Consider the following 22,104-nt stretch of genomic DNA (forward strand, 5'->3'; position numbering starts at 1 on the left):
CTTGGAACGGTGCGATGAACGCTATACATGAAAAACGCCGGGCCCGGAATGACCCAGGCCCGGCGTGCGTGCACGACTCGGCGATGTTGCCGTCGCTGGATCAGTACTTGAAGCGGAAGTTGAGGTAGTACTGGCGACCGTTGCTGTAGAACGAGGTCGGGATGGCCGCGGTCTGGTAGTACTTGTAGGTCGGGTTGTTGAGGTTCAGGCCATCCAGGCTGATGCTCAGCCAGTCGGTGGCCTTGTAGCTCAGCGATGCCGACAGCGTGCCGAAGTCATCCTGGTAGTACGGGTTGGTGCCCGACAGGCTGATCAGGAACGAGGAGCGGCGGGTATAGCTGACGCGGGCACCAAAGCGCTCGTTCTCGAAGTAGGCACCCACGTTGTAGGTGTTCTTCGAGGTGCCCAGCAGGTTGTGCGAGCCATCCGACCAGGTGTGCGAGGTGGTGCCGTTGGCATACGTGTAGTTGGCATTGATGCCGAAGTACTCGCCGATCGGCTGCTCGTAGGCCACTTCCACGCCGGTGACCTTGCCGTCGGCATTGATCGGGGTGGAGATCTGGTAGGTCTCAAGCTGGTTGGTCAGTTCGCTGTACAGCTGGCGCGAGACCACGTCGAAGGCGATGTAGTCCTTCAGGTTCATGTGGTACGCGCCCACCGACAGCAGGCCGCGCGGCATGAAGTACCACTCCAGATTGGCATCCAGATTGGTCGACAGGGTCGGCTTGAGGTTCGGATTGCCGCCGCCGCCGGTGCGGTTCAGATCCGAGCCGTACGAGGAAGCGCCCAGTGCCGAGTAGTCCGGCAGGGTCTGGGTCTGCGAGGCGGCGACGCGCAGCACCAGCGAGTCGTCCAGGTCGAACTTGATGTTGGCGCTGGGCAGCACACGGTTGCGCTTGTTCTGGAAGGCCAGGCGCTCCCACATGCCGAACAGGCTGCTGACATCGGCATCGGCGGCCTTGCTGACCGCGTTGTAGGTGTCGATGTCCTGCTTGATGTTGACGTAGCGCAGGCCGACGTTACCGCTCCACCAGTCGCCGCGGAAGTTGGCCTGCACGTAGCCGGCAAAGTTCTTTTCCTTCACCTTCCACTCGGCGCCATAGTTGTGGCGACCGGTCGGGCCATCATTGCCGGCCAGCCAGGTGGAGTTGTTCGTCACCGCGTCCTTCAGCGCGCCCGGGGTGAAGTACCAGAGGTTGCGCGGGAAGGTGCCGCCGATGTCACCGGCAAAGCCGCTGGGGTAGTTGGCCGTCGCGCCGTTCTTCAGCGCGCTCCAGATGTCACCCGGGGTTGCACCTTCCGGCGACAGCGCTTCGCGCTTGTGGTCGGCGAAACGCAGGCCGAAGTCGATCGAGCTCAGCACGCCGCCATCATTGAAGTACTGGTTGAAGTCGAGCGTGGCCCACTTCTCCTTGTCCTCGGCGGTGACCTGCTGGTTGCCCCAGGTGCCGAAGCTGGTCACGCCATTGGGCGAGATGTCGCCGCCGACATTCCAGTCGATCGGCGAGCCATTGCCGTGGGTGGCCCAGCTGGCGCCGCCGCCCCTGGCCAGGGTGACCTCGGCGATGTACTGGCGCGGCGTCTCGCCGGTGCCCTTGGTGCTGCCGGCCTGGAACTTGGCGGTCAGGCTGTCGTTGATCTGCCAGTCGGCATCGAAGGTGACATAGCTCGACTTGGCCTTCGACTCGCGGTAGATCATGTCGTACACCGCATAGTCGGTGCCCGGCACGCCCTTGTAGTTGGCGTTGGTCAGCACGCCGTCCTTGACCACATAGCCCGGATCCGGCGCCTGCGACTTGGCGAAGCTGTTGCCGAACATCATGAAGTTGCGGTTGTAGTTGTTCGCCTTCAGTTCGGAGCTGAAACCGTTCAGACCGAGGGTGAGGTTGTCGCTCGGCTTGAACTGCAGCGAGACCAGGCCGCCCTTGCGCTCGCGGGTCTGTTCGAACAGGGTCGAACCCAGCAGGCCCGGAACGTTGACGCCGACCAGGTCCGGATTGGTCTTGGCGACCGGATCGCCTGCGCCGATCTTGAAGAAGCCGCCCGGGATTTCCTGCGCTTCACGGCGCAGCTCGCGCTTCTGGCTGAAGCCCTGCACCATCACGCCGAAGGTACCCTCGTCGTTCTTGTAGTTGAACAGTGCCGAATACTGCGGGTCGTTCGACTTGGCCTGGTCCGAACGCACCATGCCGATCGAGCCTTCAGCGGTGAACTGCTTGGAGAACTCCAGCGGCTTGCGGGTGATGATGTTGACGGTACCGGTGGTGCCGCCGTCCTGCAGCTTGGCCTGCGAGGACTTGTTCACTTCCACCGAGCTGACCAGTTCCGACGGCAGCAGCGAGTAGCTGACGCTGCGGCCGACATTGTTGCCCTGGCTGAGCACGAACCAGTCGGCCGAGCCGACGGTGTGGCCGTTGATCAGGGTCTGGGTCAGGCTCGGGCTGGTGCCGCGCAGGCTGACACGGTCGGCTTCATCGAAGCCACCTTCGTCGGCGCTGGACGAGCTGATGTTGACGCCCGGCAGGCGCTGCAGCGTGTCGGCGACGTTGTGCGCCGGCAGCTTGCCCACGTCTTCGGCGGTGACCACTTCCACGCGCGCATTGGCTTCGCGCTTGGTGTCCAGCGACTTTTCCATCGAACCACGGATGCCCGTGACAGTCACGGTGTCCAGATCGGTGGCGGTCTGGGCGGCCTGCTGCGCGTGTGCACTGAAGGCGATGCAGCTGACGATGGCGGCCGAAAGCAGGGTCTTGCGGGTATTCATGATGTCTCTCCTCATCACTCGATTGGATGCCGGCGGCGGTGTTCGATTACGGTTGCGATGACATGCGCGGGGTGGCGGCGAAGTCCCGTGCGTTGGCGTGCCACGTACTGCGTGCTGCGATTGCGTTGGCGTGCCACGTACTGCGTGCTGCGATTGCGTTGAAGCCTGTTGCGGTGTCAGGCGGCGGACTGCTGCTGCAGGTACCAGCTGGCAGCGCCGACCACGCCCAGCTGGCCGTGTTCGACGACCTTCACCGGGATGCGTGCCAGCGCTTCGCCCATCGGCCCCTTCTGCAGGTAGCGTTCGACGAAGGTGCTGGCATGCAGGTATTCGCGGATCTGCGGCAGGATGCCGCCGGCCAGGTAGACGCCACCGTGGGCGCCGTAGAACAGGGCCATGTCGCCGATGGTGCTGCCGAGCAGGCCGCAGAACACATCCAGCGCCTGGCGGGCGCTCGCATCGGTATCGGCCATGGCGGCGGCAGTGACCGCATCGGGACTGGCCAACGTCGGTGCCTGCCCCTGCAGCGCGCACACCGCGCGGTAGAGGTTCATCAGGCCCGGGCCGGAGATCGCATGTTCGATCGACACATGGGCGCGGTCGCGCTGCATGTGGCGGACGATGGCCATTTCAAGTTCCGTACTGGCGGCCAGGGTCGGCTGGCCGGCTTCGGTGGGAAGCACCACCGGGCCGTGCGCAGTGGGAATCCACAGTGCCGCACCGAGGCCGGTGCCGGGGCCGACCACCAGGGTCGGGCCACGTGCGGCGGTGTCCGGCCCGCACAGGTGCAGCACGCCACTGGCGTCCACCTGCGCGGCGGCATAGGCCACCGCTTCGAAGTCGTTGACGATGTAGACCCGCTGCAGGCCGACGTCGGCTTCCACCTGGCGCGCCGACAGCGGCCACGGCAGGTTGGCGGTGATCACCGTGCCGTCCTCGCGGGCGTAGCCGGCGCTGGCGACCACGCAATGCGTGGGCCGCGGGCCTTCACCCAGGAAGTCGGACAGGATCGCGCTGAGGCCGCCGTGGTCGGCGTTGCGGTACTTGCGGTACTCCAGCACCTGCACCGGGTGGGCGGCATCACCGCTGGCCTGGACCCGGGCCACACGCACATGGGTGCCACCGACGTCGGCGGCCAGGAACGAGGGCGCGATTCGGGACAGGACATGGGCCGGGGCGGGGTGGCTGGCGGTCACGCGGGCTCCTGCTGCAGGTGGGGCCGGACCCAGGAAAGGGGGCGGCGATTGGGCGGAGTCTGTAACCCCGCTGACAACGATGTCAACGAGTTCGTGACACTTTCGTTGCTGCGCCGCAACGAACGGGGCATGCAGTAAACGTTTACACGGCGTGAGCATGCGTTTCACGCGGGAACCTTTGCTGCACGGGGCTCAAGGGTTCAAGCGCATTCAGCAAAACGCGCTGTGATCAGGTTGCGCAGTGCAGCACGAGGTTCACAGGGCTGCGCGCGGAAGTTGACAAACCGCAGCTGTCCATCGAAAGAATGTGACAACGTTGTTCCCAGCCACTCTCCGACGCCGCGTTCTGCGGCCGTCGCCGCAGGAGCCCTCCTGATGTCCGCCGTCCCCGCTGCAAGCGCGCGCCCGAACGTGGCCACCTCCATCGCCATCGTTGGCGTGTTGTTCTTCCTGATCGGCTTCTTCACCTGGCTCAACGGCCCACTGATCACCTTCGTCAAGTTGGCCTTCGAACTCAGCGAGGTCGGCGCCTTCCTGGTGCTGATGGTTTTCTACCTGTCCTACTTCTTCCTGGCCCTGCCGGCGTCGTGGATCCTGCGCCGCACCGGCATGAAGAAGGGCCTCAGCCTGAGCCTGCTGGTGATGGCCGGTGGCGCTGCATTGTTCGGTGAATTCGCCACCCAGCGCTGGTACCCGGGTGCGCTCGGCGGCCTGTTCGTGATCGGCAGCGGCCTGGCCCTGCTGCAGACCGCGATCAACCCTTACATCTCCATCCTCGGCCCGATCGAGACGGCGGCACGCCGCATCGCGCTGATGGGCATCTGCAACAAGATCGCCGGCATCCTGGCGCCGATCGTGATCGGTACCGTGGTGCTGCATGGCATCGGTGATCTGTCGGCCACGGTGGCCGTTGCCGATGAGGCGACCAAGGCGCAGCTGCTCAACGAGTTCGCCGCCAAGATCCACGCGCCGTACCTGGCCATGGCCGGCCTGCTGGTGCTGCTGGCGGTGGGCGTGCTGTTCTCGCCGCTGCCGGAAATCAAGTCGTCCGAAGCCAATGCCACGCCGGTCGCGGCCGGTGCCGCCGAACGCCGCAGCATCTTCCAGTTCCCGCACTTGTGGCTGGGCGTGCTGTGCCTGTTCGTCTACGTGGGCGTGGAGGTGATGGCCGGTGATGCGATCGGTACCTACGGCCACGGCTTCGACCTGCCGCTGGACCAGACCAAGATGTTCACGGCATTCACGCTGTTCGCCATGCTCATCGGCTACGTGGTCGGCCTGCTGGTGATTCCCAACGTGGTGTCGCAGTCGCGCTACCTCACCTTCTCCGCCGTGCTGGGCGTGGTGTTCTGCCTCGGCGCCTGGGCCACCCACGGCTACGTATCGGTGGCCTTCGTGGCCCTGCTGGGCTTCGCCAACGCCATGATGTGGCCGGCCATCTTCCCGCTGGCGATCCGCGGCCTGGGCCGCTTCACCGAGACCGGCTCGGCGCTGCTGGTGATGGGCATCGCCGGCGGTGCGATCATTCCGCAGCTGTTCGCCGTGCTCAAGCAGCACATCGACTTCCAGCTGGTGTTCGTGCTGCTGATGGTGCCGTGCTACCTGTACATCCTGTTCTATTCGGTGGTCGGCCACCGCGCCGGCCTGCCGCAGGACAAGGTCTGATCGGCGATGATGGACGGCAGCCAACCCCAGGGAAAACCCATGCGCAGAGCGACCATCAAGGACGTTGCGGAGAAGGCCAAGGTCTCGCTGAAGACGGTCTCGCGCGTGATCAATAACGAGCCCTCGGTGATGCAGGCCACCCGCGCGCGGGTGCTGCGTGCCATCGCCGAGCTCGACTACGAACCCGATCCGTCCGCGCGCAACCTGCGCAGCGGCACCACCTTCGTGATCGGGCTGGTCTACGACAACCCGAACCCGTACCACATCATCGGCGTGCAGAACGGCGTGCTCGCCGCCTGCCGCGAGACCGGGTTCGGCCTGCAGATCCATCCCTGCGATTCCAGCTCGCCGCTGCTGGCCGATGAACTGGCCGATTGGGTGCAGCGTTCGCGCCTGGCCGGGCTGGTGCTGACCGCGCCGATGTCCGAGCGCCGCGACCTGATCCAGGCGCTCACCGCACGCGGCATCAAGCTGGTGCGCATCATTGCCGCCACCGAAGACCCGGCCGACGGTGCCTGCGTGTTCGTGGACGACCGCGAGGCCGCCTACGAGATCACCGAGCATCTGATCCAGCTGGGCCACCAGCGCATCGGCTTCCTCTGGGGCGGCAGCTCGCACCGCTCATCGGGCGAACGCTATGCCGGCTACGAGGCCGCGCTGAAGGACTACGGCATGACCGTGGACAAGCACCTGGTGGTGCAGGGCGATTACACCTTCGACGACGGTTTCCGCGGCGCGCGCCGCCTGCTGGCGCTGCGCGAACCGCCCACTGCCATCTTCGGTTCCAACGACGAAATCGCCGCTGGTGTACTGGCAGCAGCGAAGTCGGCCGGCATGAACGTGCCCTACGACCTGTCCATCGCCGGTTTCGAGGACAGCCCGTTCTCGCGTCAGTCGTGGCCGCCGCTGACCACCGCCAAGCAAGCCACCGAAGACATCGCCCGCCATGCCGCGCGCCTGCTGATCGCGCAGCTGCGCAGCGACGCCTATGACGATGCGCCGGCACCGCTGCATAACCAGGGCTTTGTGCCGCAGCTGGTGGTGCGCGGCTCGACCGCGCCGATGCGCCCAGCCGGCGCACGCCCCCTTCCTTCCGATCCTGCCTGAGCCTGCCATGTCGCTGTCAGACCCCACGTCCACCCTGATGTTCGCCGAGGCCGCTGAAGCGGCCGACGTGGTCGCGCGCCAGTTCTCGCGCAACCACGCCACCATGGAAACCCTGGCCGCCAGCCTGCGCGCCGCGCCGCCGCCGTTCGTGGTCACCTGTGCACGTGGCAGCTCCGACCATGCCGCCACCTATGGCAAGTACCTGCTGGAGACCCAGCTGGGCCTGGTGGTTGCCTCGGCCTCGCCGTCGGTGGGGTCGGTCTATGCCGCACCGCTGCAGCTTCGCGGTGCCCTGTTCATCGTCATTTCGCAGTCGGGCAAGAGCCCGGACCTGCTGCGCAACGCGGAAGCTGCCAAAGCAGCCGGTGCGCGCGTGATCGCGCTGGTCAACGTCGAGGATTCGCCGCTGGCGCAGCTGGCCGACACGGTGATTCCGCTGCATGCCGGTGCCGAAAAGAGCGTGGCGGCGACCAAGAGCTACCTGGCCTCGCTGGCCGCACTGCTGCAGCTGGCCGCGTACTGGAAGCAGGACAGCAGCCTGCGCGCCGCGCTGGATCTGCTGCCGGATGCGATGCGTGAGGCCTGGCAGTGCGACTGGACGCCGGTGACCGAGGGTCTGGTCGAGGCGACCAACCTGTTCGTGCTCGGCCGCGGTCTGGGCCTGGGCGCGGCGCAGGAAGCGGCACTGAAATTCAAGGAAACCTGCAGCCTGCACGCCGAGGCCTACAGCTCGGCCGAGGTCAAGCATGGCCCGATGGCGCTGGTTGATCGCGGTTTCCCGGTGCTGGCCTTTGCCCAGCCGGACGAGACCGGCGCCGGCACTCGTGCGGTGGTCGAAGAATTTACTTCGCGTGGCGCGCAGGTGTGGATGGCCGGTGCCGGTGGCAACCTGCCGGTGGCCGCTACGCCGCACCCGCTGTGCGCACCGCTGCTGACCGTGCAGAGTTTCTACCGCGCGATCAACGCGCTGGCGCTGCGTCGTGGCTTCAACCCGGATCTGCCACCGCACCTGAACAAGGTTACGGAGACGGTGTGATGGCAACGGTCCTGCGCAACGCCCGCATCCTCGCCGGCGACGAATTCCGCGATGATCTGGCGGTGGTGATCGAGGAGGGTCGAATCAGCGCGCTGCTGCCCGATGCAGCGCCGCAGCTCGGCCACGCCGCCGAGCAGGTGGACCTGGGCGGCGGCTGGCTGCTGCCCGGCTTCATCGATGTGCAGGTCAATGGCGGCGGCGGTGCGCTGTTCAACAACACGCCGGACGTGGCGGCACTGCGTACCATCGCGCAGGCACACCGTCGCTTCGGCACCACCGCGATGCTGCCAACGCTGATCAGCGACGATGTGGGCGTGATGCGCGAAGCGATCGCCGCGATGCGCGAGGCGATCGCGCAGGGCGTGCCTGGCGTGATCGGCATCCATCTGGAGGGGCCGTACATCGCGCCAGCACGCAAGGGCACGCACGATGCCAGCAAGTTCCGCGTGCCGGACGAAGCGGAGATTGCGCTGGCCGCATCGCTGGATAACGGCGTGACCCTGCTGACGCTGGCGCCGGAACGCGTGCCGCTGGAAACCATCCGCGCGCTGGTCGAGCGTGGCGTGATCGTTGCCGCTGGCCACACTGCAGGCACCTACGAGGAGATCCGCGCCGGTCTGGATGCCGGCGTGCGCGGCTTCACCCACCTGTACAACGCGATGTCGCCGCTGCAGGGCCGTGAGCCCGGCGCGGTAGGCGCTGCGTTGGAAGACCGCGACAGCTGGATCGGCATCATCGTCGATGGCGTGCATGTGCACCCGGCCAGCCTGCGCGTGGCGCTGGCGGCCAAGCCGCGCGGTCGCCTGCTGCTGGTGACCGACGCGATGCCACCGGTCGGCGCCGACGATCCCAGCTACGTGCTGTATGGCGAAACCATCACCGCCATCGATGGTGTGGTGCGCAATGCCGCCGGTTCGCTGGCTGGTTCGGCGCTGGACATGGCCACCGCCGTGCGCAACACCGTGCAGCTGCTCGGCCAGCCGCTGGCCGAAGCGGCGCGGATGGCCTCGACCTATCCGGCACAGTTCCTCAATGTCGACGACCGCCTGGGCCATATCGCCGAGGGTTACCAGGCCGACCTGGTGCTGCTGGATGATGCCCTGCAGGTGCGTGGCACCTGGATTGCCGGACAGTACGAGGCCGCCTGATGAGCAGTACGCAGCCACGCCGTCTGGGCTCGATCGATGCCCTGCGCGGCATCACCGTGGCGGCGATGCTGCTGGTCAACAACCCGGGTGACTGGAGTGCGGTGTTCGCACCGCTGCGTCATTCGGAATGGCATGGCTGCACGCCGACCGATCTGGTGTTCCCGTTCTTCCTGTTCCTGGTCGGCGTGTCGATGGCCTTCAGCGTGGCACCGCGCGCGCGGGATGCGGCGGCACGGCCGGCATTGGCGCGCGGCGTGCTGGAGCGCGCACTGCGCATCCTGCTGGCCGGTGCGCTGCTGCACCTGCTGATCTGGTGGGCGCTGCATACCCATCACTTCCGCATCTGGGGCGTGCTGCAACGGATCGCCGTGTGTGCTGCGCTGGTGGGTGTGCTGGCGGTGTATGCGCGGCCGCGCGTGCAGGCCGGTGCGCTGGTCACGCTGCTGGTGGGCTATACCGCGCTGCTGCTGGGCATCGGTGATCTGGCGCCATGGACCAACCCGGCCAGCCGCCTGGATACCACGCTGTTCGCCCCGTGGATCTATCAATGGCACGCCGATACCGGGCTGGGCCACGACCCGGAAGGCTTGCTGAGCACGCTGGGTGCGCTGGCCAGTACCGTGCTCGGTCTGTTGGCCGGAGGCCTGCTGCGCAGCGGACGTACTGCGGCGCTGGCAGGGCTGGGTACAGTGACCGCCGTGCTGGGTCTGTTGCTGGCCGTGGTGCTGCCGTTGAACAAGCAGTTGTGGACGCCCAGCTACGTGCTGTGGACCGGCGGTCTGGCGGCGCTGGCGCTGTGGCTGGGCCATGTGCTGATCGACCAGAAGGGCTGGCCGGCGCTGGGCCGTCGCTTCGGCGTCAACGCGATCACCGCGTATCTGGGGGCATCGGTGATGTCGGTGGCCTTGATGGCGACCGGTGCCTGGGGCTGGATCTGGCAGCAGCTGGCGGCCGTCATGCCGCAGGCGCTCGAGCTGGCATCGATGCTGCAGGCGCTGGCGTTCGTCGCGCTGTGGTGGGGCGTGGCGTGGTGGCTGGACCGGCGGAAGATCTACCTGAAGATCTGACGGCGCGGGGTCGGATCCCTTTCCGCAGGAAAAGGCTCTGACCCGGGAGGGCACCTCATCCACGCCATGCGTGGATGCTCTCCGCGTGGCGTCTGACCGCCGCAAAGATGAACAATTTCAGTCACGTAGAGGTAGGGTGATAGCCGATCGAGTTCGCATCTGAACTGTGATAGTCGGCACGCTATTTCACCTGTCGAAACGGTTCACCATGGCGCAGACTGCGCTCGCAGTACCGCATATCCGCAGTTCCTGATCCCTTGTCCAGGAGTGCCGTATGTCCCGTGCCGTCCCGCGCGCAACGCGTATGCGCCGCCTCACCGCTTCCGTACTGCAGGCCCTGGCCGTCCCGTCCGTCATGTTGCTGAGTGCCGGCGCCGCCTGGGCGGGCTGTGACAACGCCACCCCGACCGCAGGCCAGACGGTCACCTGCGACGCCAACGCGCCGAACCCGCAGACCGTTCCCATCACCGCCAATGGCCCGGCCGGCATCACCGTCAATGTCGCCAGCGGCGCACAGCTGCAACAGAGCGGCGGTGCAAGCGCCATCTCGCTGGTCGGCGCAGGTGGGCATCTGTTGTCCAACCTGGGCACGATCAGTTCGGTCGGCGGTGTGGCGGTCCAGCTCGGTGGCGGCAGCCGTGTCGAAAATGCGGGCAGCATCAGCACCGGCAACAACACCGCCCTGCAGTTCGTCGGTGCGGGCGACAGCGTGCTGGTCAATCGCGGAACGATCAGCGGGCGCAGCGGGGTGCAGTTCGGTGCCGGCAATGATCGCCTGGAAATGCAGGCCGGCAGCATCAGCGGCGGTGTGCTGCAGGGCGACGGCAACGACGTGCTGCTGCTGGGCAATGGCACCATCGACAGCGTCGACCAGGGCAGCGGCGATGACCAGATGACCGTCACTGGCGGCACCGTCACCGGCGTGGTGGCGCAGGGCAGCGGCCGCGACGATTTCGTCATGAGTGGCGGCATGATCGGCGCGCTGCAGCAGGGCGACAACATCGATACGTTCCGCATGAGCGGTGGCCGCATCATCGGCGCGTTCGAGGATGGCGACCAGGCCTGGATGACCGCTGGCCGTATCGGCCGCGTCAACATGAAGCTGGACAAGAACCTGTGGGACCAGTCCGGCGGCACCGTGGATGGCAATGTGGTGACCGGCTTCGACACCGACACCATCATCATCTCGGGTACGGCCTACATCGGCGGAAACATCAGCGTCAGCGGCGGCAATGACAGCGTGACCATCACCGATGGCACCGTGCGTGGGCAGGTACTGCTCAGTACCGGTAATGACACCTTCAACTGGAATGGCGGCGGCATCGTCTACGGCGCGATCGACCTGGGGCCGGACGACGACGTGGCCAACCTCAGCAACCTCAACCAGGGCAATCTCGGCGCGGTGCCGCTGTTCGACGGTGGCGCGGGCAACGACAGGCTCAGCTTCAACAACGTCAAGACCACGGGTGTAGGCCGCTTCCAGAACTGGGAGACGATCAGCCTGGCCAACAGCACCGAGCTGTCCTTCGATGGCGATCTGGTGCTGGGCGACAGCGCAACCGGCACCGGCACGCTCACCGTGGATGACACCAGTACCGTGTATGCGGGCAGTGGCGGCCATGCCATCCGTCCGTTCAACAGTGGCGCACTGGTGGAGATGGCCAATGCCGGGCGCATCGACCTGACCGGTACCGGTGCCGGCGACGTGTTCACCGTGCGTGGCAACTATCGCGGTGATGGCGGTGGCCTGTACCTGCGTACCGTGTTGGGCGCGGACAATTCCACCAGCGACCGCCTGGTGATCGATGGCGGCGCCGCGACCGGCACAACCGGCATCGGCATTCTCAATGCCGGCGGCAGTGGCGCCGCCACGCTGGCCGACGGCATCCTGGTGGTGCAGGCCTTGAATGGTGGCCGCACCGCGCCGGGCGCGTTCTCGCTGTTCGCACCGGTCGCGGCCGGTGCCTATGAGTATTTCCTGTTCAAGGGCGGTGTCAGTGCCGGTACCGGCGAGAACTGGTACCTGCGCTCCACGCTGGTCAGCGGGCCGACGCCGGCACCCAATGGCGGCGGTACTGCCGTACCACCACCATTGACGCCGCCGGTGGCACCACCGCCGCCGATCACCCCGGCACCGCCGCCGCCGCCCGAAGGCGCCACCGATCCAGACCTGACCGCCGGAGAGACGGCCCCGCCGCCTCCACCTGCGGAGCCGGCGCCGGTGGCGCCGCCCAGCGATCCGGCCGTGCCGGACGTGCCGGTGGCCGGTGGTGCGCTGCCCGGAACCGGTACGCCGCCGACGCCGGGCGCACGCCCCGCCGAGGGCGCAGTGGTACCGCTGTACCGCGTGGAGACTGCGACCTATGCCGTGGTGCCGCCGCTGCTGCGTGAGACTTCGCTGGCCAGCCTGGGTACCTTCCACGAGCGCCAGGGCGAGCAGCGCCTGCTGTACAACCAGGGCACATTCCGTACCGCCTGGGGCCGCTTGGTGGGCCAGAGCAGCGAGATCCACTGGAAGGGGGATGCGCAGCCGGGCTTCGATGGCGATGTGATGGGCCTGCAGGCCGGCCTCGACGTGTGGGCTGCGGCGTCTGACAACCACCGGAACCAGATCGGCGTATTCGTTGGCCGCACCCGAGCGCAGGGCAAGACCACGGGTCTGGCACTGGGCTGGGAGAACGTACAGGTGGGCCAGAACCGCCTGGACGACAAGCACGTGGGCCTGTACTGGACGTTCACCGGCAGCAGTGGCGGCTACATCGATGCTGTGGCGATGCAGAGCCGCTACGACGGCCGCGTGCGTTCCTCGCGTGGGCTCGGCTTCGGCCTGAGCGGGGATGGCACCAGCGTGTCGGTGGAGGCCGGCAAGCCGCTGCTGCGGTTTGGGCAATCGGCGTGGTGGTTGGAGCCACAGGTACAGGTGATCTGGCAACGCACCTCGCTGGACGACCGCCGCGATGAGGTATCGAGCGTGCGCTTCGACAACGACAACGCCTGGACCGGCCGGATCGGCCTGCGTCTTGCCGGCGATTACCAGCTGGCTGACAACGGCTGGCAGCCGTATTTCAAGCTCAATTACTGGCATGGCCGTTCCGGCGAGGACCGCATTCGCTTCGACAACGACGTGATCGTCAATTCGCAGCGCTCGCGCGCGCTGGAAGCCGGCGTGGGTGTGGTCGGGCGTTTCAACCGCACGATCAGCGCCTATGCCGTGGCCGACTACACCCGCGAGCTGGGCGGCGACCGCAACGAGAAGCGCCGCATCATCGAAGGCAACATCGGCCTGCGCGCGGACTGGTAGCGCGCGGTACGGATGTCATGGCCCGCTCTGGTGGGTGCCGACCTTGGTTGGCACAACTCCCACCGACGCCATGACCTTGCTCTGGTAGGTGCCGACCTTGGTCGGCACGAATCTCTCCGCTGCCATGACCCTGTAGAGCCGAGCCATGCTCGGCTGCTTCGGTCCAATCCCACAAAGCCGAGCATGGGCTCGGCTCTACTACACAGCAGCGTGTGTATCGGGTTCCACCAGCGCCCCCGCGTGATCGGCCAACACCATCACGGCATGCAGCAGGCCTTCCTCCACCTGCGGCGGACACTGCGCGGCCGCATCGTCCATCTCGCGCGCCGACTGTGCAGCCAGCAGTACCCCGCCGCACGCAGACAATGCTGCCAAGCAGCGCGTCGCCTCCGCCAGTTCCCGGCCACGCACATCGCTGAGCTGCCGTTCGCGCCACGCCTGACCATCGGCAGCGTGGCTGTGCGTGATGCCGCGCAACCGCGCGAAGAATGCGGAGGGCGGCGCCTGCTCGTTGGCTTCGGTGAGCGCATCTTCCAATGCCTCGGCTACGGCATTGGAGAGCTGCAGGCCGGGCAACGCGGCGCCGAGCAGTGCCTGCAGGCGTGGATAGGTGGGGAAGGGTTTGTTCATGGCGGCAACCTCACGGAGCAAGGCCACCTGCGGCATGCAAGGTGGCGGGCGGTGCGGGTTGGCGTGCCGGTCAAAATCAAAGAGAAAAAAAGCCGACGGATCACGAGGATCCCCACGCACCGCCCGCCATGGGCGAGCCGGTGCATTGTCGTGATTGCCGCAACGACGGCAACCCGTTCTCTTTGATGTTTGATTCAGGACGCCAATCCCGGCCAGCGCAGGAGGCGCCGACGGAGGCAACCTTCTCGCGTTCTACGTGGCGATGACATGGGCAAAGTTGCAATTTACTGATCGCGTGCACGCTGTCTTGCTGCAACCTGCGGCGGGGCCAGATACGACAGTTCGCGCATGGCGAAAGCCATTACCTGCGGGCTATGCTGTGCGCCTGCCTCAACGACAAGGAAACGTCACATGCAGGTTCGCAAGGGAGTGCGTCACATTGGTGCGCTGGTGATCGCGCTGGTGGCTGCCAACGCCATGGCCGATACGCCCAAGGCAATCGAAGTGCCCTCGCCGGAGGCGGAGGCGGAGATCCTCAACCTGCTTGAACGGCAGGCGCTGTATCGCGACCGGGTGGACTGGCCTGGCACCCGCACACGACTGCAATCGGTGCAGGGCGACCCCGTGAAGCGGCTGGCGTTGCTGCGCGAAGCCATTGCGCTCAGCACGGGCAATCATGGCGTATGGACGACGACCCAGCGCCAGAGCGAATCCCTTGCGCGCGCGCAGCAGGTCGGCGCCGTCGCCGTGGAAAGGGCCAAGGCCGCCGACGCGGTGGATGCGCGCATCGGCTGGCTGGTCATCGAGGGATATGCCTCCACGCCCGGCGCGACGCTACAGGAAGCGTTCCGCCAGAACATCCAGCGCGCCGCGCGGTGGCAGCAGGTCATCCGCAGCAAGGACGACGGCATGCGCTGTGGCTGGGTCGTCGACCTGCGTGACAACAGCGGTGGCAACATGTGGCCGATGCTGCTGGGCATGGCACCGCTGCTGCGCACCTCGGTGGTGAACAACGAAGATGTGGGGTCGTTCGAAACCGCACAGGGGCCGGAGCGCTGGACGTTGACCGCGACCGCCGTGCAGCGTGCAGGCAAGTCGGTGCTGGACTTCGGCCAGTCCGGGTATGTGCTGCGGCAGCCCGGCGCGCCGGTGGCAGTGCTGTTCGGACCGCGCACCGGCAGTTCGGGCGAGGCCTCGGCGCTGGCGTGGCGTGGCCGCGCGCAGACGCGCAGCTTCGGTCAGCCCACTGCGGGTGTCTCCACTGGCAATGTCGTGCACACACTGGCCGATGGCAGCCGCCTGTTGTTGACCACCACCGTGATGCGCGACCGCAATGATCGTGGCGATGGGTTGAAGATCGAGCCCGACCAGCGCATCGAGGGGGATGCCGCCACTTTGGCCGCCGCCCAAGCCTGGCTGCTGGCCCAGCCCGCCTGCCAGGGCACCCGGTCATGATCCTGATCGGCCAACAGGAACGGGTGCTGATCGTCGGCCCGACCGAAGCCCATCACTGTCTGCGCTGCCAGACGGAAACCGAGTTCGCGCCCCAACTGCGCTACAGGATGGCGCGCATCGACCTGCTGTTCGGTTTCACCTACCAGCGCCGCTACGAGCTGGCCTGCAGCCGGTGCGGGCACGGCTGGGTGCTGGACACCGAGACCATGGACCAGCAGCTGGGTGGGGTGCCGATCCCGTGGCGGCACCGCTTCGGCCTGCCACTGATGCTGGTGGTGGTGGCCGGTCTGGCTGCGCTGGGCTGGCTGTGGCGGCACGGATACATCGTCCACTGATGAAGATCAAACTGTTGCTCATGTCCCATGCTGGGACTAGGATGTGCGAATGAAAGTGGTTGCTCTGGCGGCGCTGAAACGATTCTGGGAACGCCACCCTGATTCGGAAATGGCGCTGAGGTCCTGGTACGACGAAGTCAGGCATGCCGTATGGGCCACTCCGCACGACGTACGCCAACGTTACGCAAGCGCAAGTTTCGTGGCGAACAGTCGTGTGGTGTTCAACATAAAGGGCAACAGCTACCGGCTCATCGTCGCTGTGGGTTACAGGTTTCAAGTGGTCTACATCAAGTTCATTGGCACCCACGCCGAGTACGACCGGATCGACGCCGACACTGTGGAGCTTCTATGAACATCCAGCCCATCCGTACGGAAAGCGACTACGAAAACGCTCTGCGCGAGATTTCGGCCTATGTGGACAACGAACCGGAACCGGGGAGCGAGGAGGGCGATCGATTCGAAATTCTCGTAACGCTGGTTGAAGCCTACGAAGCGAAGCACTACCCGATCGAACCACCAGATCCCATCGACGCAATCCGCTTCCGCATGGAGCAGGGCGGTCTGACAGTGAAGGATCTGGTGCCGTCCATCGGCCAGCTCAACCGTGTCTATGAGGTGTTGAATCGCAAGCGCGGCCTGACTCTGGAAATGATCCGGAAGCTTCACCGCAACCTGGGCATTCCTGCGGAAAGTCTCATCGGCCGCTGAAGCCCGGGTGTCCCTGCCGAGGCGCTGCCGTGCCTCGCGCCCGGCCTGCTAAAGTTGCAGCCTGCAATCACGTACCGGAAACCGACCATGGACCACGACATCCCGTTCGAACCCCTCAACGACCTCGAGGTGCGCCTGCTGCAGGCCCAGGACGGCACGCTGACCGCAGCGCAGTTCCTCGACGGCCTGCTGACCTCGACGGCGTTCGTGCTGCTGGACAAGGCCATTGGCGAAGACGGCGCCTGGGACGAGAGCATCTCGCCGCTGGTGCTGACCAGCGAGAGCGGTGAGCCGATGTTCGCGGTTTTCACCGCCCCCGACCGCGCTGGCCTGTGGCACGAGCAGCTGCCGCAGTTTGCCCATGCCATGCCGATCGCGGTGCACGCGCTGCTGGCCGGTATCGGTGACGGCGTCGGCCTGGTGCTGAACCCGGGCCTGGACGTGGGCATGGAGATGATTCCCGATGCCGTGGCCCAGCTGAAGCAGCGTGCGGCGGCGATTACCCGTGGGATGGCGCACTGAATCCAGTGATTGTCTGGTTGCCGGCCAGCGGCCGGCACTACCCGTTGTGCCGGACGGCGGCGATGGCTTGCAAGCGCGTCCTGTTCAATGGAGAGGAGCATCGTGGGCAAGCGTTCCAACCGATCGCTATGGGTCCATGAAATCGGCCTTCTTGCGGGTTTGGCACTGGCAGCTGCGTTCATCACCCGGTTCAATCCGGTGGAGACGCTCCGGTTGGGTGGATGGCTGTTCCTCTTGATGCAACCCATCTTGTTGGGTGCTCATGCTGTCGACCATTTTTCGCGCAAGCGCCGTCGATAGACGGGAGATGTGAAGGTGCCGGCCAGCGACCGGCACTATCCGGTGCTTCAGCGGGCGGCGGCGATGGCTTTCACCCGCGCCTTGGCCAGTGCTTCACCGATGGCCGGGCCCTTCAGATGGGTGGTATCCAGATCGCGTGCCTGCACTGACAGCGCCGCCTGGTGCAGGCGCTTGAGCGTTTCGCCCTGTGGGTAGTCGGCGTCCTCGAAGCCGAGCCGGCCGCGTTTGTCAGCCTCGCAGCACAGCGCGATGCGCGCCACGCGTTCCGGCCGGCGCAATGCATCGCAGCGGCCCAGCAGTTCCAGCACGGTGGCATCGCGCAGTTCGTCGATGCGGTGCACGTTCAAGTGCTCGCGGCACACCGCTTCAGCCAGCTGCTGGTGCTCGGTGGGAATCTTCAACCGCGCGCACAATGCCTTCAGCGGCTTGATGCCACGCTGTTCGTGCATGATGTGGCGCGGCCATTCCTCCGGCGGTGTCAGGCCCTTTCCGAGATCGTGGGTGAGGGCAGCGAAGCCGACCAGGTCATCACCCGGTGCCAGTTTCGCGGCCATGTCGCTGACCATTTCCTGGTGGATGCCGGTATCGACTTCCGGGTGGAATTCAGCACGCTGCGGCACGCCGTACAGTGCTTCCAGTTCGGGCAGGATAGGGCCCAGTGCCTGCGCATCGTGCAGCGTGCGCAGGAAGGCGGAGGGCCGTTCACTGACCAGCGCCTTGCGCAGTTCCTGCCAGACGCGTTCCGGCACCAGCGCGTCCAGCTCGCCACTGGCGGCGACCTCGCGCATCAGTGCCATGGTCTCTTCGGCGACGGTGAAGCCCAGTGACGCGAAGCGTGCCATGAAGCGTGCCGCGCGCAGCACGCGCAGCGGATCCTCGACAAAGGCCGGACCGACATGACGCAGCACGCGTTGCTCGATATCGCGCACGCCGCCATAGGGATCGACCAGCGCACCGCTGTCTTCGTCGCAGGCAATCGCATTGATGGTGAAGTCGCGACGCTGCAGGTCTTCTTCCAGCGTCACCGCCGGATCAGCATCAACCACGAAGCCGCGATAGCCGCGGCCGGACTTGCGCTCGGTGCGCGCCAGTGCGTATTCCTCACCGGTCTTCGGGTGCAGGAATACCGGGAAATCGCGGCCGACGGCGGTGTAGCCCTGCGCTTCCATCTGCGCGGGCGTGGCACCGACCACCACCCAGTCGCGGTCGCCGGCAGGTCGTTGCAGCAGGCGGTCACGCACGGCGCCGCCGACAAGATAGATCTTCATGGCTGGAATCATCGCATGCCCGGCGCAGATGCACCGGTAGTGCCGGCCAGCGGCAGGCACTACCAATGGGCATCACGGCAGGCCGCGCCACTCCGGCACGAACAGACCGGCCAGGAACCACAGGCCGTAGACGATCCACAGGCAGAGGAAATACAGCTTGATCTGCGCTTCGTCCCACAGGCTGCCCCAGCTGTCGACGAAGGCCAGCGACTTCCAGCCTTCCATCCAGGCCGCGCCACCCCAGCGCAGCACCCAGGTGGCGAGCAGGCTCCAGGCGGCGAATATCCCGATCCAGGCCAGCAGGCTCATGTTTTCCCCTCCCCGGGAATGGATACCGGGTCGTGCCGGCCAGCGGCCGGCACCACCGTGTTGCGATCAATCGCCGCCCTGGTCGGCGTTGGCGGCGCAGCTGAAGCTCTTGCGCTTGTCCACCAGGCGGCCCATCAGGCGGTCGCTCAGCGGCAGCGCATCACCATTGAGGCGCCAGTCGTAGATCACGCTGAAGGCCAGCACGCGGGCGACGTACTCGCGGGTTTCCTTGTAGCTGATGGTCTCGATCCACAGGTCCGGATCAAAGCCCGGGCGCTGGCCCTGCCAGCGTGCTGTCGGGGTCGGGCCGGCGTTGTAGGCCGCGATGGTCACGTACGGCAGGCCGTCGTACTTGTTCATCAGCTGGCGCAGGTAGGCGGTACCGATGGCGATGTTGGTGTCTGGGTCGTACAGGCTGTCGGCGCCGCCGTAGCCGGTCAGGCCGATCGACTTGGCCACGCCGGCACCGGTGGCCGGCAGCACCTGCATCAGGCCCATGGCGTTGGCAGGCGAGCGCGCACGCGGGGTGAAGGTGCTCTCGGCGCGGATTTCCGCCGCCACCCAGGCCGGATCGATCGCGTTGCGAGCCGATTCGCGGCGGATGGTGGCGTCGTGGTGCAGCGGGAAGCGCAGGTCGTACAGGCGCTGCTCCTGCGGCTGCTTGCCGAGTGCGAACACGGCGCGGTCGAACCAACCGTTGTCCTGCGCGACGCGTACCGCGAGGCGGCGCTGGGTGTCATCGAAGCGCGACAGCGCGCTGTTCCATTCGGCCACGGCCCAGCCAGCGCGATCGATCTGGTACAGCGCCATCGCACGCTGGATGGCCGGATCGCGCGCGATCACCGCCTGCGCCTGCGCGCTGTCGTTCGGCTTCCAGGGGCACAGGGTATAGCCCTGCTGCAGCTTGTCGGCAGCCAGGAACCCGTGGAAGGTCGGTGCACGTGCCGCATCGCGGAACAGCGGCTGCGCCTGCTGGGCCTGGCCGGTCTTCTCCAGCATGCGGCCTTCGAAGTAGCGCCAGCGCGGGTCGCTGCGCTGCTTGCTGGCCATCTTGCGGATTGCGGTCAGCGCCGCCGGCCAGTCACCGCGCGACATCGCTTCGCGCACGCGCCATTCGTGCAGGCGTTCGTCATACGCCGATTCCGGCACCGCGTTGAGGCGGCGTGCCGAATCGGGCAGGTAGGAAGCCACCGTCCACAGCGCGATCTGGTACAGCACCTGGCCCTGCTGCTCGGCACTCAGGCCCAGCGCCTGCGCGTACTGCGGCAGCTGCTGTTCGGTGGCGCCCGGGTCGGCCTTGGCCAGCTTGGCCAGGCCATCGGTGGCGATGCGCCGGCTGCGCTCGTTGCGCGGCCAGTTCAATGCGCTGGCATTGGGCTTGTCGACAAAGGCGGCGTAATTGTTGGCCAGCGCCAGGTCGGTGGCAGGCAGGCCACGTGCGGCGCTGCGCATCACGGCCGGCTGCTGGGCGTCGGCGGCGGCATCGATGCGTTCCCAGCGCAATGCGTCACTCAGTCCGCCCTGTGCCTGCAGCACGGCGAAAACGGCGTCACAGCCGTCTGGCAGCGACTTGCCGTTCTTGCGCCACAGGTCCTGCGCTTCACCGATCCACTGCGGATCGACCTTGCCGGTCACCTGCCGTGCGGTCAGCTGCGCACAGCGCAGGCCGGCGTTGTCGGTCGGAACCCAGTTGGCGAGCAGGGTGGGCCAGTCCTGGCGGCGTGCGACCGAGGGCAGCCACACACTGCGGAACGTGTTGGCCACGGCCTGGCCGTCATAGCGCTTGAGGAAGGCCTGCGCCTGCGCGGAATCGACGGTGTCGATGTTGCGTCGCAGGTTGGCGTATTCCAGCCAGCCATAGGCCGGATGGCGGCTGAGCGCAGCGGCCTGGCCGGGGTCGAACTGGCCGCGTTCGGCAGCTGCGATCGCGGCCTTCAGCTGCGCGTTCTGGGCGTCGAGGGACTGGGCATTGGCGCAGCCGATCAGCAGCGTGGTGGCCAAGGGCAGCAGGGACAGGGCAGTTGAAGTGCGTCGGGTCATGGCGCTGAGCATAGCGGGCGGTGGCTGAATTCAGTTTCGCATTGCGTGCACGCGATGGGTCGGCAACGGCAGCTGAATGCCACAGCGCTGGGCACTGCCTTGCAGGTCCGCAGGCACCGTAGTGTCGACCTTGGGCGAACGGCCCGGCTGCAGGGAGCGGCACATGGCGTTCAGTAGCGCAGGAAGAAGCGGCCCGCTGGCGGACATCAATGTCACGCCACTGGTGGATGTGATGCTGGTGCTGTTGATCATCTTCATCGTGACCGCGCCGATCGTGGCCCGGCCGATTGCCGTGCAGTTGCCGCAGGCCACCGATCGCGTGGTCGACCGTCCCGAACCGCCACCACCGATCGAGCTGCGCCTGGACGCATCGAACCAGCTGAGTTGGGATGGCCAGCCGATGGCCATCGGCGATCTGCAGGCGCGCCTGCAGGCGCAGGCCGGTGAACATGCCGGCAACCTGCCGGAGCTGCGCATCGCCACCGATCCGTCAGCCGAGTACGAAGGCATGGCGCGGATCCTGGCTGCCGCCGAGGCCACCGGCATGGAGCGCATCGCCTTCGTGCAGTGAGTTTCGTGCGGTGAGTCCGGCAACGGGCGGCCTGCCGATGGCAGGCCGCTCCTACTGCGAGGGAACGTGGCATGCGATACAGGACACAGCGCGCGGCCCCACTGATGGTCATCCCCAATCTGGCACCGCTGGTGGATGTGTTGCTGGTGCTGCTGGCGCTGGTGATCACCACGCTGCCGATGGCGCAGGCGACCGGCCTCCTGGCGTTCCAGCAGCGCACCTCGTGCCCACCCTGGCCGGCGTCCTCACCCCAGCCGATCAATTTGCGCATCGATGCAGCGGGGGCGGTGTTCTGGAATGGCCAGCCGCTGGACGCTGCCGCGTTGCAGCGGCACCTGATGCAGGCGCAGCAGATGCCGCAGCAGCATCGCCCCTGGGTGCACCTGGCGACCGCCGACGACACCGACTACGGAGACATGGCACGCGTGCTGCTGGCCGTAAGCCAGCATGGGCTGCGCGTCGACGCGCCCGGCCACTAGCACCTGCACCGACAAGTCCCCTTGATGAGCTGTGCCGGATCTCGGCGAGCGCTGTCGCAGCCGGCATCAAGGCGCCACGCTGTGAACAGTATCGTCCGGTCATAACCTGCAACTATCTGACGCAATCGCCTGCCATTTGCGTCAATTCCGCGTGAAAGAGTGTCGATCGTCACGCCGGGATTTTTACCACTTGTTTACAAAGG

Annotated in this window: 20 protein-coding genes; 14 read left to right on the forward strand and 6 right to left on the reverse strand. The window is 66.5% G+C overall.

What is annotated here, in order from left to right:
* Positions 1–100: 100 nt before the first annotated feature.
* On the reverse strand, positions 101–2,764 hold the full coding sequence (locus HLA98_RS11655) for a TonB-dependent receptor (RefSeq protein WP_057499313.1): 2,664 nt from the start codon (positions 2,762–2,764) through the stop codon (positions 101–103).
* A 176-nt stretch (positions 2,765–2,940) separates the two neighbouring features.
* A complete protein-coding gene (locus tag HLA98_RS11660; RefSeq protein WP_057499312.1) occupies positions 2,941–3,960 on the reverse strand; it encodes a glucokinase family protein in 1,020 nt (339 codons plus the stop codon).
* Between the two features lie 375 nt (positions 3,961–4,335).
* Between HLA98_RS11660 and HLA98_RS11665 the strand changes: the two genes are divergently transcribed.
* From HLA98_RS11665 to HLA98_RS11690, 6 genes are all read left to right on the forward strand, one after another.
* Positions 4,336–5,625, forward strand: a complete 1,290-nt coding sequence (locus HLA98_RS11665) for a sugar MFS transporter (RefSeq protein WP_057499311.1) — start codon at positions 4,336–4,338, stop codon at positions 5,623–5,625.
* A gap of 39 nt (positions 5,626–5,664) precedes the next feature.
* On the forward strand, positions 5,665–6,732 hold the full coding sequence (locus tag HLA98_RS11670) for a LacI family DNA-binding transcriptional regulator (RefSeq protein WP_005411045.1): 1,068 nt from the start codon (positions 5,665–5,667) through the stop codon (positions 6,730–6,732).
* A gap of 7 nt (positions 6,733–6,739) precedes the next feature.
* On the forward strand, positions 6,740–7,768 hold the full coding sequence (locus HLA98_RS11675) for an SIS domain-containing protein (RefSeq protein ID WP_057499310.1): 1,029 nt from the start codon (positions 6,740–6,742) through the stop codon (positions 7,766–7,768).
* Positions 7,768–8,916 (forward strand): N-acetylglucosamine-6-phosphate deacetylase, encoded by a 1,149-nt coding sequence (nagA, locus tag HLA98_RS11680; protein WP_057499309.1) that lies wholly within the window; start codon positions 7,768–7,770, stop codon positions 8,914–8,916. Before HLA98_RS11675 ends, nagA begins: the two co-directional genes overlap by 1 nt.
* Positions 8,916–9,983 carry an acyltransferase family protein gene (locus tag HLA98_RS11685; protein ID WP_057499308.1) on the forward strand — a complete coding sequence of 356 codons (1,068 nt, stop codon included), beginning with the start codon at positions 8,916–8,918 and terminating at the stop codon, positions 9,981–9,983. Before nagA ends, HLA98_RS11685 begins: the two co-directional genes overlap by 1 nt.
* A gap of 274 nt (positions 9,984–10,257) precedes the next feature.
* On the forward strand, positions 10,258–13,284 hold the full coding sequence (locus HLA98_RS11690) for an autotransporter family protein (protein WP_057499307.1): 3,027 nt from the start codon (positions 10,258–10,260) through the stop codon (positions 13,282–13,284).
* 198 nt (positions 13,285–13,482) lie between these two features.
* On the opposite strand, the gene HLA98_RS11695 is transcribed toward HLA98_RS11690, so the two are convergent.
* Positions 13,483–13,914 (reverse strand): hypothetical protein, encoded by a 432-nt coding sequence (locus tag HLA98_RS11695; protein ID WP_057499325.1) that lies wholly within the window; start codon positions 13,912–13,914, stop codon positions 13,483–13,485.
* A gap of 411 nt (positions 13,915–14,325) precedes the next feature.
* Between HLA98_RS11695 and HLA98_RS11700 the strand changes: the two genes are divergently transcribed.
* The 6 genes from HLA98_RS11700 (at position 14,326) to HLA98_RS11725 (ending at position 17,234) form a co-directional block, all read left to right on the forward strand.
* Positions 14,326–15,369 (forward strand): S41 family peptidase, encoded by a 1,044-nt coding sequence (locus HLA98_RS11700; RefSeq protein WP_057499306.1) that lies wholly within the window; start codon positions 14,326–14,328, stop codon positions 15,367–15,369.
* Positions 15,366–15,704: a hypothetical protein gene (locus tag HLA98_RS11705; protein WP_057499305.1), complete on the forward strand. Its 339-nt coding sequence runs from the start codon at positions 15,366–15,368 to the stop codon at positions 15,702–15,704. Before HLA98_RS11700 ends, HLA98_RS11705 begins: the two co-directional genes overlap by 4 nt.
* Positions 15,705–15,753: 49 nt before the next feature.
* Positions 15,754–16,056 carry a type II toxin-antitoxin system HigB family toxin gene (locus HLA98_RS11710; RefSeq protein ID WP_057499304.1) on the forward strand — a complete coding sequence of 101 codons (303 nt, stop codon included), beginning with the start codon at positions 15,754–15,756 and terminating at the stop codon, positions 16,054–16,056.
* Positions 16,053–16,412: a helix-turn-helix domain-containing protein gene (locus HLA98_RS11715; RefSeq protein WP_057499303.1), complete on the forward strand. Its 360-nt coding sequence runs from the start codon at positions 16,053–16,055 to the stop codon at positions 16,410–16,412. Before HLA98_RS11710 ends, HLA98_RS11715 begins: the two co-directional genes overlap by 4 nt.
* An 87-nt stretch (positions 16,413–16,499) precedes the next feature.
* Positions 16,500–16,934 carry an SseB family protein gene (locus HLA98_RS11720; protein ID WP_057499302.1) on the forward strand — a complete coding sequence of 145 codons (435 nt, stop codon included), beginning with the start codon at positions 16,500–16,502 and terminating at the stop codon, positions 16,932–16,934.
* Positions 16,935–17,036: 102 nt separating this feature from the next.
* Entirely contained in the window at positions 17,037–17,234 is a 198-nt protein-coding gene (locus HLA98_RS11725) for a hypothetical protein (RefSeq protein WP_129550635.1), read from the forward strand.
* A gap of 47 nt (positions 17,235–17,281) precedes the next feature.
* Here the strand turns inward: HLA98_RS11725 and HLA98_RS11730 are convergent, their stop codons facing one another.
* The 3 genes from HLA98_RS11730 to HLA98_RS11740 all read right to left on the reverse strand — a co-directional run bounded on the left by HLA98_RS11730 (position 17,282) and on the right by HLA98_RS11740 (position 20,863).
* A complete protein-coding gene (locus HLA98_RS11730) occupies positions 17,282–18,502 on the reverse strand; it encodes a multifunctional CCA addition/repair protein (protein ID WP_057499301.1) in 1,221 nt (406 codons plus the stop codon).
* A gap of 72 nt (positions 18,503–18,574) precedes the next feature.
* Positions 18,575–18,811, reverse strand: coding sequence for a hypothetical protein (locus tag HLA98_RS11735; protein ID WP_049447806.1), 237 nt, complete (start codon positions 18,809–18,811; stop codon positions 18,575–18,577).
* Between the two features lie 66 nt (positions 18,812–18,877).
* Entirely contained in the window at positions 18,878–20,863 is a 1,986-nt protein-coding gene (locus HLA98_RS11740; protein ID WP_057499300.1) for a transglycosylase SLT domain-containing protein, read from the reverse strand.
* A 151-nt stretch (positions 20,864–21,014) separates the two neighbouring features.
* On the opposite strand from HLA98_RS11740, the gene HLA98_RS11745 reads away from it, so the two are divergent.
* Positions 21,015–21,422, forward strand: a complete 408-nt coding sequence (locus tag HLA98_RS11745) for an ExbD/TolR family protein (protein WP_057499299.1) — start codon at positions 21,015–21,017, stop codon at positions 21,420–21,422.
* 71 nt (positions 21,423–21,493) lie between these two features.
* Complete coding sequence (locus tag HLA98_RS11750; protein WP_057499298.1) at positions 21,494–21,901, forward strand: ExbD/TolR family protein; 408 nt, start codon at positions 21,494–21,496, stop codon at positions 21,899–21,901.
* Positions 21,902–22,104 lie beyond the last annotated feature (203 nt).

The organism is Stenotrophomonas africana, from assembly GCF_013004645.1.
Taxonomy (GTDB): domain Bacteria; phylum Pseudomonadota; class Gammaproteobacteria; order Xanthomonadales; family Xanthomonadaceae; genus Stenotrophomonas; species Stenotrophomonas africana.